Here is a 14,434-nt window from a genome sequence, read left to right on the forward strand (position 1 = left end):
TTTGGGGATGGCGGCGAAGATACCGCCGACCGGACGCCGTCTTCCGCGTTCGAGAATGCGATCCAGCAGTCCGCGCATCGCCATCAGCTCGAGACTGCGAATATGCAGACCGACTATGCGGACGAACGAGGCGGGCTCGGTTTCCTTCTCCAGAACGAGTACCCGCACATCGTGCAGCCGCAGTTCGGCGGCCAGCATCGCACCGGTCGGCCCGCACCCGGCAATGATCACATCGAACACGGGGACGTCGCGCTCGACCCTGTCGTTCGACGACGGCTCGGCGGTGACCTGCGGAAAGTTCATAGGTGTTGCCTTTCGGGAGTGCCTTGTTGGCGAGGCGCTCCCGGCGACACCTACGTCAATCGCCCGACCGTGACGGGAAGGGGGAGCACCCACATCGATACAGCGTTCATGGGTCTCACCTCCTCGGGCGATGTCTCGGTCAACTGCAAGTTACAAGCCCGGGCATCACCCCGTCCAACCCTTTCCCAGCCCCGTGATCACGACTTCCGCGGCGTTGGCGTAGCGGCGGGCCAGGTGTGCGAAGGCGTCCTTGAGCTCGGCCGGGCCGACGACCTCGATGTCGGCGTCGAACCTGCCGATGGTGGCGGCCAGGCCGGGCCAGGACCACGAGCCCAGGACGAGCCGGCAGCGGTCTGGGCCGAGTTCCTCGACGATTCCGTCGCGGATGTAGCGGGACACGGCGGCGGCGGGCAGGTCGAGGATCACCTCGCCGCGGCAGGGCCAGGTGCCGGCGCCGTCGGAGCCCCGGAACCTGCTGGCCACGAAGGTGGCCACCGTACCTCCGGGCAGCTCGCGCGGGGTGAAGCGGGGGCCGGTGGGGGTGCGCGGGGTGATCCGGTCGGCGCGGAAGGTGCGCCAGTCCTCGCGGTCGAGGTCCCAGGCGACGAGGTACCAGCGCCCGCCCCAGGTGACGAGGTGATGGGGCTGCACCCGGCGCGGCGGCGTCGGCTCGCCGTTGTCGTAGTCGAAGCGCAGCACCTCGCGGGCGTGGACGGCGGCGCTGAGCGCTATGAGCACGCCGCTGTCGACCGGTGGGTCCGTCACGGGCCGCTCGACGGCGGTGACCTGGAGGGTGTCGATCCGGTGGCGCAGCCGTGCGGGCATGACCTGCCGGACGGTGTTCAGGGCGCGCGCCGCGGCTTCCTCGATGCCGGCGCCGGCGGTGGTGGCGATCTGGAGCGCGATGGCCAGCGCGACGGCCTGCTCGTCGTCGAACAGCAACGGGGGCAGCTCCGTGCCGGCGTCGAGCCGGTACCCACCGTCGGGCCCCTTGAAGGCCACGATGGGATAGCCGAGCTCGCGCAGGCGGTCGACATCACGGCGTACGGTGCGCGGGCTGACCTCCAGCCGCTCGGCCAGCAGCGCCCCCGGCCAGTCCCGGCGCGCCTGAAGCAGCGAGAGCAACGCCAGCAGTCGCGCTGAAGTCTTCGGCATGATCCCCATATTGCCCTGAGAAGCGGCCACTCCCTGTCCGCTACTCCTGCGAGTGTTGTCGCGTGCCAGTCAACGACACCAACCCGAAAGGCCCGAACGCCGTGACCGCCACGTCATCGCCGAGACTGCCCAGCACGCCGGGCACGCCGACATCCTGCGCGAGACGCTCGACGGGCAGAAATCAACCTGACCGATGACCGTTCTCGACGCCCGGGCGCTCAACCGCGCCACGCTCGCCCGGCAGTTGCTGCTCGATCACGCCGACGTGCCGGTCTTCGACGCCGTCGCGCATCTGTGCGGCCTGCAAGCGCAGGAACCGCAGGAACCGTTCGTCGGGCTCTGGTCACGGCTGCGCGCGTTCGACCCGGCGGTGCTCTCGGACCTGCTGATCCGGCGGAGCGTGGTGCGGACCCACCTCATGCGCCGCACCGTCCACCTGCTCACCGCCGACGACGCCCTGGCCTGGCGGGCCCGCCACGATCTCATGCTGCGCCAACGGGTGCTCGGGACCTACCGCCGCGAGCTCGCCGGGGTGGATCTCGACGAGCTCGCGACGGCAGGCCGGGCGGTGATGGCCGACAACGAGCCCCGTTCGATGACCGAGCTCGCGCGGGCGCTTGCCGAGCGCTGGCCGGCGCCGGGCCCGCGGCCACTGGGCGAAATGCTGATCGCCGCCCTCGTCCCGATGGTGCAGCTGCCGCCGCGCGGGCTGTGGCGCACGAGGGCGGGAGTGCGCAACGTCCCGCTCTCCTCCTGGCTGGGCCGCGAGATCGACCCGCCGGCCCCGGAGGGCTCCGATCCGGTCGGCGAAACGCTGGTACGCCGCTATCTGGCCGCGTACGGCCCCGCCGCCACGGCCGACCTGCGCGCCTGGTGCGGCCTCGCCGGACTGCCGGCCGCGGTGGCCGCGATACGCGAGGAGCTGGTCACCTTCCGCGACGAAAGAGGCCGGGAACTGCTGGACCTCCCCCACGCGCCACGCCCCGACCCCGACACACCCGCCCCGGTACGGTTCCTACCGGCGTTCGACAACGCCCTCCTCGGCTACCACGACCGCAGCCGCATCATCGACACCGCCCACCGCGGCCTCTCGGTCGCCGGCGCTCGCGTCGTCCTGGTCGACGGCCGGGTCGCCGCGACCTGGACCGTCAAGGCCGACACCGTGATCGTCACCCCGCTACGCCGCTTCTCTCGAACCGACCGCACCACCGTAGCCGAGCAGGGCCAGGCGCTGGCGTCCTTCCTCTCCGACAACGACAGCCAACGCGTACAGATCACCGCGTCTCCCCCCTGAGCGACCCACCCGCGAGCTGCACGGGATCGGCCAGGCGAACCGGCAGGGTGACTGGCAGTCGGCACCAGGTCGACCAGGGCGACGAAGAGCTCCAGCAATCGCACGTCATCAACGCTCTGTGCGGGCCCCTACCATACGCGCATGACCACGCACGGATTTACGATCATCGCCAAGGGTCCGTTCGATTTCGGGGCCTCGTTGCGCTTTGTGGAGGACTGGCCGGCTACCAGTGCGCTGCCCTCTGATGGGCGGGTGTTGCGGTTCGCGTACTGTGCGGAGTCTGACTGGCTGCCGATCGGTGTGAGCGTGACGCCCGCGCCAGGTGGAGTGGCGGTTGCCACGACGCGGGCCGCGGGGGCGGGGATCCGGGGCGAGGTGGCGCGAATTCTGTCCCTTGATGTGGACGGTACGGGGTTCGGTGAGCTTGGTGAGGCCGATCCTGTGATCGGTGATCTGCAGCGTGCGAGGCCGGGCCTGCGGCCGGTGTGTTTCTGGAGTCCGTGGGAGGCGGCGTGCTGGGCGGTGATCGTGCAGCGCTCGTCGATGCTCATCGCCTCGCGGCTCAAGCAGCGCATCGCGGAGCGGCACGGGGCGAGGGTCACCGTGGACGGGCGGGAGTGCGCGGCCTTCCCGCCGCCGGTGACGCTGCTGGAGGCCGGTGGTCTCGGCCTGCCCGCGCAGAAGGAGGAGTGGCTGCGCGGGCTGGCGCGGGCGGCGCTGGACGGGGTGCTCACCACCGAGCACCTGCGCTCGGCCGGTCCGGAGGAGGCCCTGGCCGAGCTGCGGACGCTGGCCGGCGTGGGGCCGTTCTCCGCGGGGCTGATCCTGATCCGCGGCGCGGGCGCGCCGGATGCGTTTCCCGGCGACGAGCCGCGCCTGTTCGCGATCCTGCGCGAGGCGTACGGCCTGCCGGAGGACGCGCCACCGGCCGCCTACCGGAAGCTGGCCGAAGCGTGGCGGCCCTACCGGTCCTGGGCCTCCTTCCTGTTCCGGGCGTCCGCCTATGGCGTCATGGATTAGGCGCGGATGCAGGGCACGACGTGCTGCTCGCCGATCGGGACCAGCGGCGGGTCGGTGATCGCGCACTCCGTTGTCGCGATCGGGCAGCGGGTGCGGAAGCGGCAGCCGGATGGCAGGTCGATCGGGCTCGGCGGATCACCGGTCAGCACGATGCGGGTGCCGCGGCGCGGGGTCATCGGGTCCGGCTCCGGCACCGCGGACAGCAGCGCCTGGGTGTAGGGGTGCCGGGGCTCGCTGATCAGGTCGCCGACGGTTCCCTCTTCGACCACGCGGCCGAGATACATCACGGCCACGCGGTGCGACAGGTGCTTGATCGTCGTGACGTCGTGCGAGATGAGGATCATCGCCTGGCCGGCGTCCTCCTGGAGCCGCAGCAGCAGGTTGAGGATCTCCGAGCGGGTCGACAGGTCGAGCGCCGAGGTCGGCTCGTCCGCGACCAGGAGCTTGGGCTCCAGCGGCCGGGCCTCTCTCCCCCCGAGCGGCCCGGCGGCTCCCTCGTTCAAGGGCCGATGAGGGCGGCCGCGTGCAAGGACGCGGCCAGCGCGCCCGGGTGGCCGGTGCGGGTGTAGACCTCGGCCGCGGTGTCGGTGAACTTGATGACGTGCTCGTCGCCGTGCGCGACGGCCCGGTCCAGCACGTCGGCGACCGGGTCGGAGCCGGACGGCGCGGCGGGCAGCGTCTCCGCCGGGGCGGGCTCCGGCGGCGCGTACCCGGAGAAGATCGCGGCCGTGGTGGTCCAGATCGCCGTCAGGCTGGGCGCCCACAGCTCCTGCGGGAGCGCGGGCAGGGCGTGCAGCACCGCGTTGGGCGCCGTCGCGGTGTGCACCAGCAGGACGGGCGAACCGTGCCCATGGCTGAGGTATCGCAGCGTGGCCGCGGCCACCAGATCCGCCAGCCGGGTCCGGATCTCCTCCGGCGTGGCGGCGGGCCGCAACCCGGTCACCGTCGCCTCCCAGCCGGGCAGCCCGGACAGCTGGCCGAGCCGGCTGGCCACATTGCCGACCTGCTCGGGCACGCGGGGCAGCGCGTCCATCGCCAGGTGCGGGTCGAGCGCGCCGCCGGGGTCACCCGCCATCGGCACGGCCCGCGACCTGGCCGCCCAGAAGGCCAGCCCGTGCGCCAGCTCGGTCAGCGTGGCCGGGCTCTCCGCCCCGGCCAGGAGCGCCCGCACCACATGCCCCACCCTGATCACCCCGTGGGTGGTGCCGGCCAGCACGCCGGGCAGCAGGCGCGCCCACCAGACGGCCAGCACCCGCCGCCACGGCTCCTCGGCCAGCCGCCGGGCGAAGAAGGCGGCCCAGTCGCCGACCCGCCGCCCGTCGCCGAGCGCCTCCGCCCAGTTCGCCTCGCCGATCTCGCCCGTACGGCCCGGCAGCTCGTCGAGCCGCCGGAGATAGCCCGCCACCCAGCCGTCCACCCGATCGGCGTGACCGCGGCGAACCAGCACCTCCACCGCCATCGGGCCGTGGTTGGTCAGCTGGTCCTCCCCCCACTCCGGTCCCGTGCGGTGGAAGCGCTCGTACGCCTCGTTCAGGATTCCACCGGCCACCGGTGATCACCTCATCCCTGTCCGTCCTGGCGATCAGCATGCTCTGGACCCTCCGCAGGGGGCATCCGTGCTGACCACTCATTTGTGGTCAGATATGTCGGGTGAGCCTGGAGTCGGTGTCGCCGCGCGAAGCAGAGGTCCTGGCCCTGCTGGACGCGCACCTGTCGAACCTCCAGATCGCCGGCCGCCTGCACATCTCGGTACGCACGGTCGAGAACCACGTCTCCGCCCTGCTCCGCAAATACGGCGTGGCCGACCGCCGGGCGCTGGCCGCCATCGCCAGGCAGGCGAACCAGCCCCCGGTGACCCAGGCCCCGGCGGCCGCGGGCCGGCTCACCGGCGCGCCCGCCTGGCGCACCGGCTTCGTCGGGCGAGCCCACGAACGCGACGCCGTCCTGGCCATGCTGCGGGCCGGGCGGCTGGTGACCCTGGCCGGTCCCGGCGGGGTCGGGAAGACCAGGTTGGCCGCGACCGTCGCCGCGGCCGCCGCGCCGGGCCTGCCGCTGGGGGCGGCCTTCGCCGACCTCGTCCCGGTCCGCGACGGCCAGGTGGCCGGGGCCGTGGCGAGGGTTCTCGGCGTGAGCGAGTCGCCGGGGCAGCCGCTGGAGGACGCCGTGCTGGGCGCGCTCGGCCGGGCGCGCCTGCTCCTGGTCCTGGACAACTGCGAGCACGTGTCTCGACGGCGCGGCCGCCTTCGCCGACCGGGTGCTGTCCCGGTGCCCGGAGGTCACCGTCCTGGCCACCAGCCGCGAGCGGCTCGGCCTGCCCGGCGAGCGGGTCGTGCCGATCGCGCCGTTGCCGCTGGCCTCCGACGCGGAGGCGCTGTTCCGGGCTCGGGCCGCCGCCGTCGATCCCGCCTTCACGGCCGAACCGGCGATCGTCGCCGAGATCTGCGCCCGCCTGGACGGCATGCCGCTCGCCATCGAGCTGGCCGCCGCCCGCGGGCCCTCGCTGGGAGCCGGCGGCCTGCTGGCCGCGCTGGACGACATGCTCCGGCTGCTGGTGGGCAGCCGCCACCCCGACGAGCGCCACCGTTCCCTGCGCGCGGTGCTCGGCTGGAGCCACGACCTGCTCGGGGACGACGAGCGGGCGCTCTTTCCCCGGCTGGCCGTGTTCGCCGGCGCGTTCGACCTGGACGCCGCCCGCCAGGTCGCCGCATGCTCGCCCGACGTCTTCCAGGAGGCGGCCCGCCGTGCCCCGACCGCCTCGGCCGCCGCCGCGGACCTGCGCACCGCGGCCCAGGCCGTCTTCGCGGTGGGACCGGCCGGCGGCGCGTTCGACCTGCTCCTGGACTCCGCCACGCACGCGCGGGCCGCGGGCGACCCCGACGCCCACACGCTGGCCCTCGCCCAAGCCGTCCTCACGGCTGGCAGGTTCACCTCGGGCTTTCCCGAGCCCGTTCCCAGCGCTCGCTTGCGGGAGTTGCTGGACCAGGCCGCCGCGAACGGCTCCCGCGACCCCGTGGTGGCCGCTCACCTGGCCGCCGCCACCGCCTGGTGCCCCACCCCCGACCCCGCCCTGGCCGAAACGGCTGTCGCGGCGGCCCGCGCCACCGGCGACCCCGTGCTGCTCAGCGCCGCCCTGGACGCCTCCGGCACGCTGGCGATGCGCGCGGGCCGCTTCCGCCAGGCGCACCTGGTGGCCGGGGAACGGCTGGCGCAGATCGACCTGATGGACCGCCGCCACCCCGCCTCGGCGGCGGAGATCCTGGACTCCTTCCACAACGCCTGGCTCTGCGCCCTCGCCACCGGCGACCTGTCCGCGGCCCTGGCCACAGCCGAGCGGATCGCCCGCGACGACCTGCTCGGCGCCCATCCGTACCGCGCCGCGAGCAAGCTGATCCCGCCGCTGGTCCTGGTCGGGCGCTTCGAGGAGGCGGTGGAACACGCCGAGCCCATGTGGCACGCCTGGCAGCGCTCCGCCGCTCCGATCGCCGCCTGGCTGTCCCCCGCCGCCTCGGCCGTCGCGCTCGCCCACGGCCTGCGGGGGGACCGGAGCGCGTACCGCCTCTGGCGTTCCCGTGCCGGACAGACCGTGGGCGCGCTCGACCCCATGGTCTTCGCCACCTTCGTGGACGCCCGCGTCGCCGTACACACGGGCGCGGTCGAGAACGCGCCGGCGCTGGTCTCCCGGGCCTTCACCGCGACCGGCTGGGCCGCCGCCTACGCGCGCGCCGCCACGGCTGAACTGGCCGTACTGGCCGATCTGCCCGACGCGGGCCACTGGCTGGCCGTCGCGGCCGAGACAACCGGGGAGAACGACTGGGCCGTCGCCTGCCTGGCCCGCGCTCATGGCCGCTCAACCGGCACCGCCGCCTTGCGGGACTCGCTCCTGGGGTGGAGCCGCATTCACGCGCGGTTCGAGCACGAGCGAACCGCACTCCTCATGTGATGCTCCCGATCCGGGTCTGCACGGCGGCGCGGTCCACGCCCAGGTGGTCGATCAGCTCGGCCACCGGGTCGGGCCGCCGTTCGGCCAGCAGCGCGAGCAGGAGCTGCACGGGCGCCTGAGTGGCCCTGTTCTTGCGCGTGGTGGTTTTGATCGCCTGATTGACGGCGGCTCTGGCGCCGCTGGTGAGCGCGGTGGCCGCGATCGGCGGATGCCGGCGCGGCCTGGACCGCGGCGCCTGGCCGACCGCCAGCCCGATCGCGCGCAGTGCCCGCGCGTCCAGTTCGGCCAGCGCGGCGCGCACGGTGGACAGGTCCACGCCGAGCGCGCGGGCGCTGGCGGCGCCGGGGTCGCGCAGCAGGCCGAGCAGGAGGTGCTCGGTGCCGATGCGCCGGTCGCCGAGCTGCCTGGCCTCCTCGGCCGCCGCCTTGACGGCCACGGCGAACGGGCTTTTCTCCGAGCCGAACATCGCGATCCTCACTTCCCGTATTTGGCGTGCACGGACTGCCGTGACATGCCGAGCGCGTCGCCGATCTGCTCCCAGGTCCACCCCTGCTCCCTGGCCAGCGCCACCGAGACGGCCTCGACCTGTTCGGCCAGCCGCTGCAGGGCACCCACCGCGCGCAGCCCCACCGCGGGGTCGTTCGACCTGATTCGTTCGGACAGTTCTTCCAGTTCCACGCTGTCAGGCTAGATTGACAGCGCTTTCTTTGTCAATCTAGCCTGACAGGCATGGACGATGTGGTGATCATAGGTGCGGGCCCGGTGGGGCTCCTGCTGGCATGCGAGCTGAGCCTGACCGGCGTCCTGCCGGTCGTACTCGACAAGCGGACGGAGCCGGGCGACGCGCCCAAGGCCAACGGGCTGGGCGGGCAGATCGTCGAGCTGCTGGACCACCGCGGGCTGCTGGAGCGCCTGAGCGCCGGCAGTCCCTTCTTCGGCACCCCGCCGGGGTTCCCCTTCGGCTCGGTTCCGCTGCGCTTCGCCGGGGTGCAGGACATCCCGCTGCGCATGCTGATGATCCAGCAGCCGCGGCTGGAGCGGCTGCTGGCCGAGCGCGCGGCCGAGCTGGGCGTGCGGATCCGGTGGGGCCACGAGCTGACCGGGCTCGCCCAGGACGAGACCGGGGTGCGGCTCGAAGGCGAGGGATTCCGGCTGCACGCCCGCTACGCGGTGGGCTGCGACGGCGGGCACAGCCGGGTCCGGGAGCTGGCCGGGATCGGCTTCCCCGGCACGACCGACGACGAGGTGCTGCGGCTGGGGCACTTCACCACCGGCACCGAGACCGGCGTCTTCGACCACGCGCAGGTCGCCGGGCTGCAGCCGGGCTGGAACCGCACCCGGGGCGGGCGCCTGCTGCTCACCTCGCTCCAGCCCGGCGTCCACATCGTGGGCGTACGGGAGAAGGGGACCCGCACGGCGGGCCCGGTCACGCTGCCGGAGTTCCAGGCGGCCGTCGCCAGGGTGCTCGGCGGGGACCTGCCGCTGGGCGAGCCGATCTGGCTGTCGAGCACGGTCTCCCAGGCACGCCTCGCCGAACGCTACCGGGCCGACCGGGTGTTCGTGGCCGGCGACGCCGCCCACCTGTTCCCCGCGGGCGGCTCGGCGCTCAACGTCGGCATGATGGACGCGGCCAACCTCGGCTGGAAACTCTCCGCCCGGCTGCGCGCCCGAGGGCCGGACGGCCTGCTGGACACCTACGACTCCGAACGCCGCCCCGTCGCCGAACGCGCCCTCATGCAGACCCGCGCCCAAGCGGCCCTCGACCGCCTGGACGGCGAGGAGGGCGCCGCCCTGCGAACACTGCTCACCGAGGTCTTCGCCTACGACCAGCCGCTGCGCCACCTCGCCGACCTGCTCCAGGGCTCCGACCCGCCGTACGGCACGGCGGACCACCCCCTGGTCGGCCGCCCGGTCCCCGACCTCCGCCTGACCACCGGCACCGGTGACCAGCGCGTGGCCGAACTCCTGCGCCATGGCCGCCCCGTCCTGCTCGACCTGGGCGGCGATCCCGTCCCCCGGATCGACAGCACCTGGATCGACGTGGTCCGGGCCCGCTGCCACGCCCTTCCGACCGACGCCCTGCTGATCCGCCCGGACGGCTACGTGGCCTGGGCGGGCGCCGACGGGCTCACCGAGGCGATCGAGACGTGGTTCACCCCGGTTAAGGCCGGATGAGGACCTTGAGCGCTTCGCGCCGGTCCATGGCGCGGTATCCGCCGGGGACTTCGTCGAGGTCGATGGTGAGGTCGAAGACCTTGCCCGGCTGGACGGCGCCCTCCAGCACGCCCGGCAGCAGTTCCTCGATGTAGGCGCGGACGGGGGCAGGGCCACCGGTCAAGGTGATGTTCGGCCCGAACAGGCTGGGAAACCCGACCGGCGCGTCGTCATACTGCGGCACCCCGACCCGGGAGATCACACCGCCGGGACGCACGATGCCGACGGCCTGCTCGTAGGCGGGCATGTGCCCCACCGCCTCCAGCACCTTGGCGGCGCCGTGGCCGCCGGTGAGCTCGCGCACCTTGGCGATACCCTCCTGGCCGCGTTCGGCGACCACGTCGGTCGCGCCGAACTCCCGGCCCAGGTCGGTACGGTCCTTGTGGCGGCCCATCAAGACGATCCGCTCGGCGCCCAGTTGCCTGGCCGACAGCACGGCCAGCAGGCCGACCGCCCCGTCGCCGATCACGACGACGGTGTCACCCGGGCCGACGTTGGCGCGTCTGGCGGCGTGGTACCCCGTCCCGTACACATCCGAGAGGGTCAGCAGCCCCGGCAGCAGCGCCGAGTCCTCGGCCACCGGGACCTTGACGAGCGTCCCGTCGGCCAGCGGAACGCGCACGCCCTCGGCCTGGCCCCCGCCGATCCCGCCCGTGGCCCAGAAACCGCCGTGCGTGCAGGAGGTCTGCAAACCCTCCCGGCAGAACTCGCAGGTGCCGTCCGACCAGGCGAACGGGGCGATCACGAAGTCGCCCCGGCGCAGCGTGGCGACCTGGGAGCCGACACCCTCGACCACCCCGACGAACTCGTGGCCCATCGGGCGGCCTTCGGCCGTGGCGGGCATGGAGTGGTACGGGTGCAGATCCGAACCGCAGACACAGGCGCGCACGACCCGCACCAGCGCATCGGTCGGCTCCTGGAGCACCGGATCGGGGACCTCCTCGACCCGCACGTCACCGGCCCCGTACATGAACGTCGCTCGCATATCTCTCCAGCTGAATAATGTCGAAATGCTCCGGCCCGGACGCTGGGCGTCCGGGAACTCCAGCAAACGTTCTTTCGCCAACCGGCGGGAGTCACTGCCATTCCAGGTAACGGCAGTACCTGTCTGGCCGTCGGCGCGCATCTCCTCGCCCATTCAGCTCGATCAGGGGCCGCACGCCGAAGCACCGGCGGGGACGGGTGCCCGCAGGCAACCGTCCCCGCCGGGCCACCTACTACAGGGCGGCCTGGTTGCCGCCCGCGTTCAGCCACGCCTCCGTGGCTCCCGAGCGCGGGTCGACGATCAGGTAGTCGTCAAGGCCGTCACCGGAGAGGTCGGCCAGCTGGATCTCGGCCTCGTAACCGACGGCCACCCCCCAGGCGACCTTCTTCGGCGCGGCCCAGCGGTTCGCGAACCCGTCCAGGTTCGTCCAGCCGGTCAACATGTTGCTCCGGGTGGGATCCCGGAGCACGTAGTCCGCCCAGCGGTCGCAGGTGAGGTTCGCGAACATCGTCTTCTCGTTGACGCTCGCCGCCGGCTTGGCGATTTGGCCCTTGGACGCCCATCCGCCCCCTCCCGGGGCGTTCGTGCCGTCGTTGCGCCACGCGGTGACCGAGTGGTCCGACGCCACGACGAGGTAGTCGTCGTCTCCGTCACCGTCGAGGTCGGCGAACTGGATCTCGCCCTGGTTCGGCGTGCCGCGCGCGATCGTGCCCACCTCCTTCCAGGCGCTGCCGCCGTTGGCGAAGACGTCGTCGTTGCGCCAGGCCCGCACCACACCGGCACCGGTCACGACGAGGTAGTCGTCGTCTCCGTCACCGTCGAAGTCGGCGAAGGCCACCCGTTCCGATGAGGACATCGAGACGCCCTTGGCGATCCTGCCGAGCTGGGACCACCCTTTGCCGCCCACCTTGTCGACGTTGTCGTTGCGCCACGCGTCGACGACGCCCCCCGGGCCGACGACGAGGTAGTCGGCGTCCTTGTCGCCGTCGAGGTCCGCGAAGCGCACCGTCCCGGAGACGTTGAGGTCCCGGACGTGCAGGCCCTTCTCGGCCCAGCCGCTGCCGCCCACCTCGGCGACGTCGTTGTTCTGCCAGAGGCTGACCTCGCCGCGTTCGCCGATCACGAGGTAGTCGGCGTCCCGGTCGGTGTCGACGTCGGCGAACTGCACCTTGGACCCGCCGCCCAACGCGGTGCCCTTGGCGATCTGGCCCCGTGACTTCCAGCCCTCGCCGCCCACCTCGGCGACGTCGTCGTTGCGCCAGAAGTCGACCGCGCCGTTGTCGTGCACGACCAGATAGTCGGCGTCCTTGTCGCCGTCGATGTCCGCGAAGCGCACCTTCGACCCAGGATTACCGGTGCCCTCGGCGATCTGACCCAGTGACTTCCAGCCCTCGCCGCCGTCCATGTCGACGTCGTCGTTGCGCCACGCGTCGACCGCGCCGTTGTCGTGCATCACCAGGTAGTCGTCGTCCAGGTCGCCGTCGATGTCCGCGAAGCGCACCTTCGACCCGGGATTACCGGTACCCTCGGCGATCTGGCCCCACGGGTGCCATCCGCTAGGGCCGAGGACGTAGACGCCGTCGTTGCGCCAGGCGTCGACCGATCCGTTGTCGTGCACGACCAGGTAGTCGTCGTCGTGGTCGCCGTCGAGGTCGGCGAAGCGCACCTTCGACCCGGGATTGCCCGTACCCGGGGCGATCTGGCCGCGGCGGTCCCAGCCACCGGTGATCTTGGTCCACGCGTCGACCGCGCCGTTGTCCTTGAGGAGCAGGTAGTCGGTCAGGCCGTTGCCGTCGATGTCCGCGAACCGTACCGCACCGCTGACACGGGACACCCCACCCGTGGCGATCTTGCCGCGGTCGACCCAGCCGCCGCCCACGGTCGGGCAGAAGCTGTCGTCGGGGCCGCCGACGTTCGGATCGGTGACCCCGCCCTGCGGCTCCTCTACCCAGCCGCGGGACATCATGGCTTCCGTCGTCTCCGCGAACTCCCGGGCTATGAAGGCGTACCCGATGTCGTTGGGGTGCAGCCGGTCGAACATCATGTCGTCGGTCATGGGCCCCATCTCCGCGAGCATGACCTTCTGCCCCCGGTCCTGGTACCTCTCGACCAACGCGCGGACCTCCGTGTTGTACGCGTTGCGCCGGGCCTGCGCCGGCGCGTCGCCCACCACCGGCACCAGCGTCGCCACGGCGATCGCCACCTCCGGCGAGCCCTCGCGCACCTGATCGATCAGGCGGCCCAGGCGCGCGGGGGCGTTCGACACGTCCACGCCGCGCTGGATGTCGTTCGTCCCCGCCATGAGCGTCACGACGTTCGGGCGCATGTTGGCAGCGTCGCGGCCCGCGGGTCCGGCGATCTGGTCGATCTCCCGGCCCGGATATCCGTTGTGGTCGTCGTCCATCATGCTGCCCGAGCTGTTCGAGCCCACGAAGTCCAGGCCGGAACTGACCTCGCGCAGCCTGTCCCACAGCCCGTCCCGGTATCCGTTGCCGTCGGAGCTGCCGACGCCATAGGTGATCGAGTCACCCGCCGGCATCACCCGCAGCGCGCTCCGAGCCCTGACCCGTGAGACCGCGTCGGCGAGGTTCCTGCCGACCTCCCGGAGGAACTCGCCCGCGGTCGCGCAGCCCTCCTTGAAGGTTGTCCACCCGGCGGACAGCCGGTCACCCAGCCGGACGAGCGCCTGCCCCAGTCGGTCGATGTGACCGGGCAGCACCTCCTTGGACCAGCGGCTGACGCCGCCCTCCCAGGCGGCCCCCCCTGCGGCCAGGAGGAGCGACTGGGCGAGCGTCTCGGCCCACGCCTTGCCGTCCTTGAGGGTGCCGTCGATGGCCTGGATGATGATCCCCCGCGTCATGCCGCCGAAGAAGTTGCCGATGACGACACACATCACGGCCGCCTCGGGGGCGAAGCCGATACAGATGGACCGCAGCACCAGCCCGGTCAGCACGCCCGCGGCCGCGGCCAGAATGTTGGCCCAAAACGAGGCGTTCGTGAGCGGCTGATCGGAGTCGACGCGTATCGCGATGCCGGTATCCGTGATCGACAGTTGCCCGTCGAAGTCGGGCCAGTCGTCGGGGTCCTCGCCGCCCCCCGGCATGCCGTTCGTATGCTCCTCGAAGTCCTCGCGAATGGTGTCGCTGAGGCGCGGGTTACGGCTCTGCGTCTCCTGGAGAAACTCGCGCATCTGGTCCCGGTCGAAGCCGGACGCGTCCAGCTCCAGGGTGACGGACTCCTCCGCCACAACCACGGAGAAATTCCCGACGGAGCCACTCGGCACGGCGAACCGCGGCCCCGCCGCCGCTGTCGCCGGCGGCGTCAGGCCCAGTAACAGAGCCACCACGATGGACATGGTCAAAGCCACACGGCCAGTCGTTCTTCGCGTATTCACGCACACCTCCGCATTCGCGGGAAGATCATCTCCAACCCACACAAGATCGAGGTGAATCGCCTATTAACACTCGCGGGTGGTTATGACGAATTGCAGTGGCCCCACCCGGGCGGCTTGGGGGCGTGCGCT

13 protein-coding genes and 1 pseudogene are annotated in these 14,434 nt (G+C 72.3%); 6 read left to right on the plus strand and 8 right to left on the minus strand.

Going from position 1 to position 14,434, the window contains the following annotated elements:
• Both Amac_RS24995 and Amac_RS25000 read right to left on the minus strand, forming a co-directional pair.
• Window positions 1–303: FAD-dependent monooxygenase (locus Amac_RS24995; RefSeq protein WP_174900223.1), on the minus strand; the 303-nt coding region annotated here is incomplete at its 3' end.
• A 165-nt stretch (window positions 304–468) separates the two neighbouring features.
• Window positions 469–1,458: a helix-turn-helix transcriptional regulator gene (locus Amac_RS25000; protein ID WP_155356834.1), complete on the minus strand. Its 990-nt coding sequence runs from the start codon at window positions 1,456–1,458 to the stop codon at window positions 469–471.
• A gap of 52 nt (window positions 1,459–1,510) precedes the next feature.
• On the opposite strand from Amac_RS25000, the gene Amac_RS56385 reads away from it, so the two are divergent.
• The 3 genes from Amac_RS56385 to Amac_RS25015 all read left to right on the plus strand — a co-directional run bounded on the left by Amac_RS56385 (window position 1,511) and on the right by Amac_RS25015 (window position 3,772).
• Window positions 1,511–1,648 (plus strand): mycothiol transferase, encoded by a 138-nt coding sequence (locus Amac_RS56385; RefSeq protein WP_246268675.1) that lies wholly within the window; start codon window positions 1,511–1,513, stop codon window positions 1,646–1,648.
• 3 nt (window positions 1,649–1,651) lie between these two features.
• A complete protein-coding gene (locus Amac_RS25010; protein WP_155356835.1) occupies window positions 1,652–2,752 on the plus strand; it encodes a winged helix DNA-binding domain-containing protein in 1,101 nt (366 codons plus the stop codon).
• A gap of 141 nt (window positions 2,753–2,893) precedes the next feature.
• Entirely contained in the window at window positions 2,894–3,772 is an 879-nt protein-coding gene (locus tag Amac_RS25015) for a DNA-3-methyladenine glycosylase family protein (protein ID WP_155356836.1), read from the plus strand.
• Here the strand turns inward: Amac_RS25015 and Amac_RS25020 are convergent.
• Window positions 3,769–4,275 carry an oligopeptide/dipeptide ABC transporter ATP-binding protein gene (locus tag Amac_RS25020; protein WP_155356837.1) on the minus strand — a complete coding sequence of 169 codons (507 nt, stop codon included), beginning with the start codon at window positions 4,273–4,275 and terminating at the stop codon, window positions 3,769–3,771. The genes Amac_RS25015 and Amac_RS25020 overlap by 4 nt on opposite strands.
• The gene (locus Amac_RS25025; RefSeq protein ID WP_218041266.1) at window positions 4,272–5,321 is read right to left on the minus strand and encodes a questin oxidase family protein; all 1,050 of its coding nucleotides are present in this window, start codon (window positions 5,319–5,321) and stop codon (window positions 4,272–4,274) included. Before Amac_RS25025 ends, Amac_RS25020 begins: the two co-directional genes overlap by 4 nt.
• Window positions 5,322–5,437: 116 nt before the next feature.
• Between Amac_RS25025 and Amac_RS58020 the strand changes: the two are divergent.
• A pseudogene (locus tag Amac_RS58020) lies at window positions 5,438–5,542 on the plus strand (LuxR C-terminal-related transcriptional regulator); the annotation flags it as partial.
• Window positions 5,543–6,026: 484 nt separating this feature from the next.
• A complete protein-coding gene (locus tag Amac_RS25035) occupies window positions 6,027–7,712 on the plus strand; it encodes a hypothetical protein (RefSeq protein WP_155356838.1) in 1,686 nt (561 codons plus the stop codon).
• On the opposite strand, the gene Amac_RS25040 is transcribed toward Amac_RS25035, so the two are convergent.
• Window positions 7,705–8,178 (minus strand): Clp protease N-terminal domain-containing protein, encoded by a 474-nt coding sequence (locus Amac_RS25040; RefSeq protein ID WP_155356839.1) that lies wholly within the window; start codon window positions 8,176–8,178, stop codon window positions 7,705–7,707. The genes Amac_RS25035 and Amac_RS25040 overlap by 8 nt on opposite strands.
• Before the next feature lie 8 nt (window positions 8,179–8,186).
• A complete protein-coding gene (locus tag Amac_RS25045; protein WP_155356840.1) occupies window positions 8,187–8,390 on the minus strand; it encodes a helix-turn-helix domain-containing protein in 204 nt (67 codons plus the stop codon).
• 51 nt (window positions 8,391–8,441) lie between these two features.
• Between Amac_RS25045 and Amac_RS25050 the strand changes: the two genes are divergently transcribed.
• Window positions 8,442–9,887: an FAD-dependent monooxygenase gene (locus Amac_RS25050; RefSeq protein WP_155356841.1), complete on the plus strand. Its 1,446-nt coding sequence runs from the start codon at window positions 8,442–8,444 to the stop codon at window positions 9,885–9,887.
• Here Amac_RS25050 and Amac_RS25055 read toward each other — a convergent pair.
• Together Amac_RS25055 and Amac_RS25060 are read right to left on the minus strand one after the other, a co-directional pair.
• Window positions 9,874–10,911, minus strand: a complete 1,038-nt coding sequence (locus Amac_RS25055; RefSeq protein ID WP_155356842.1) for a zinc-dependent alcohol dehydrogenase family protein — start codon at window positions 10,909–10,911, stop codon at window positions 9,874–9,876. The genes Amac_RS25050 and Amac_RS25055 overlap by 14 nt on opposite strands.
• Window positions 10,912–11,143: 232 nt before the next feature.
• Entirely contained in the window at window positions 11,144–14,257 is a 3,114-nt protein-coding gene (locus tag Amac_RS25060) for an SGNH/GDSL hydrolase family protein (protein WP_155356843.1), read from the minus strand.
• Window positions 14,258–14,434 lie beyond the last annotated feature (177 nt).

The organism is Acrocarpospora macrocephala (assembly GCF_009687865.1).
Classification (GTDB): domain Bacteria; phylum Actinomycetota; class Actinomycetes; order Streptosporangiales; family Streptosporangiaceae; genus Acrocarpospora; species Acrocarpospora macrocephala.

Coding starts and splice junctions, on each gene's coding strand:
- Amac_RS25050 (WP_155356841.1), top strand. CDS start 8,442: ATGGACGATGTGGTGATCATAGGTGCGGGCCCGGTGGGGCTCCTGCTG.
- Amac_RS25055 (WP_155356842.1), bottom strand. CDS start 10,911: ATGCGAGCGACGTTCATGTACGGGGCCGGTGACGTGCGGGTCGAGGAG.
- Amac_RS25000 (WP_155356834.1), bottom strand. CDS start 1,458: ATGCCGAAGACTTCAGCGCGACTGCTGGCGTTGCTCTCGCTGCTTCAG.
- Amac_RS25015 (WP_155356836.1), top strand. CDS start 2,894: ATGACCACGCACGGATTTACGATCATCGCCAAGGGTCCGTTCGATTTC.
- Amac_RS25040 (WP_155356839.1), bottom strand. CDS start 8,178: ATGTTCGGCTCGGAGAAAAGCCCGTTCGCCGTGGCCGTCAAGGCGGCG.
- Amac_RS25010 (WP_155356835.1), top strand. CDS start 1,652: ATGACCGTTCTCGACGCCCGGGCGCTCAACCGCGCCACGCTCGCCCGG.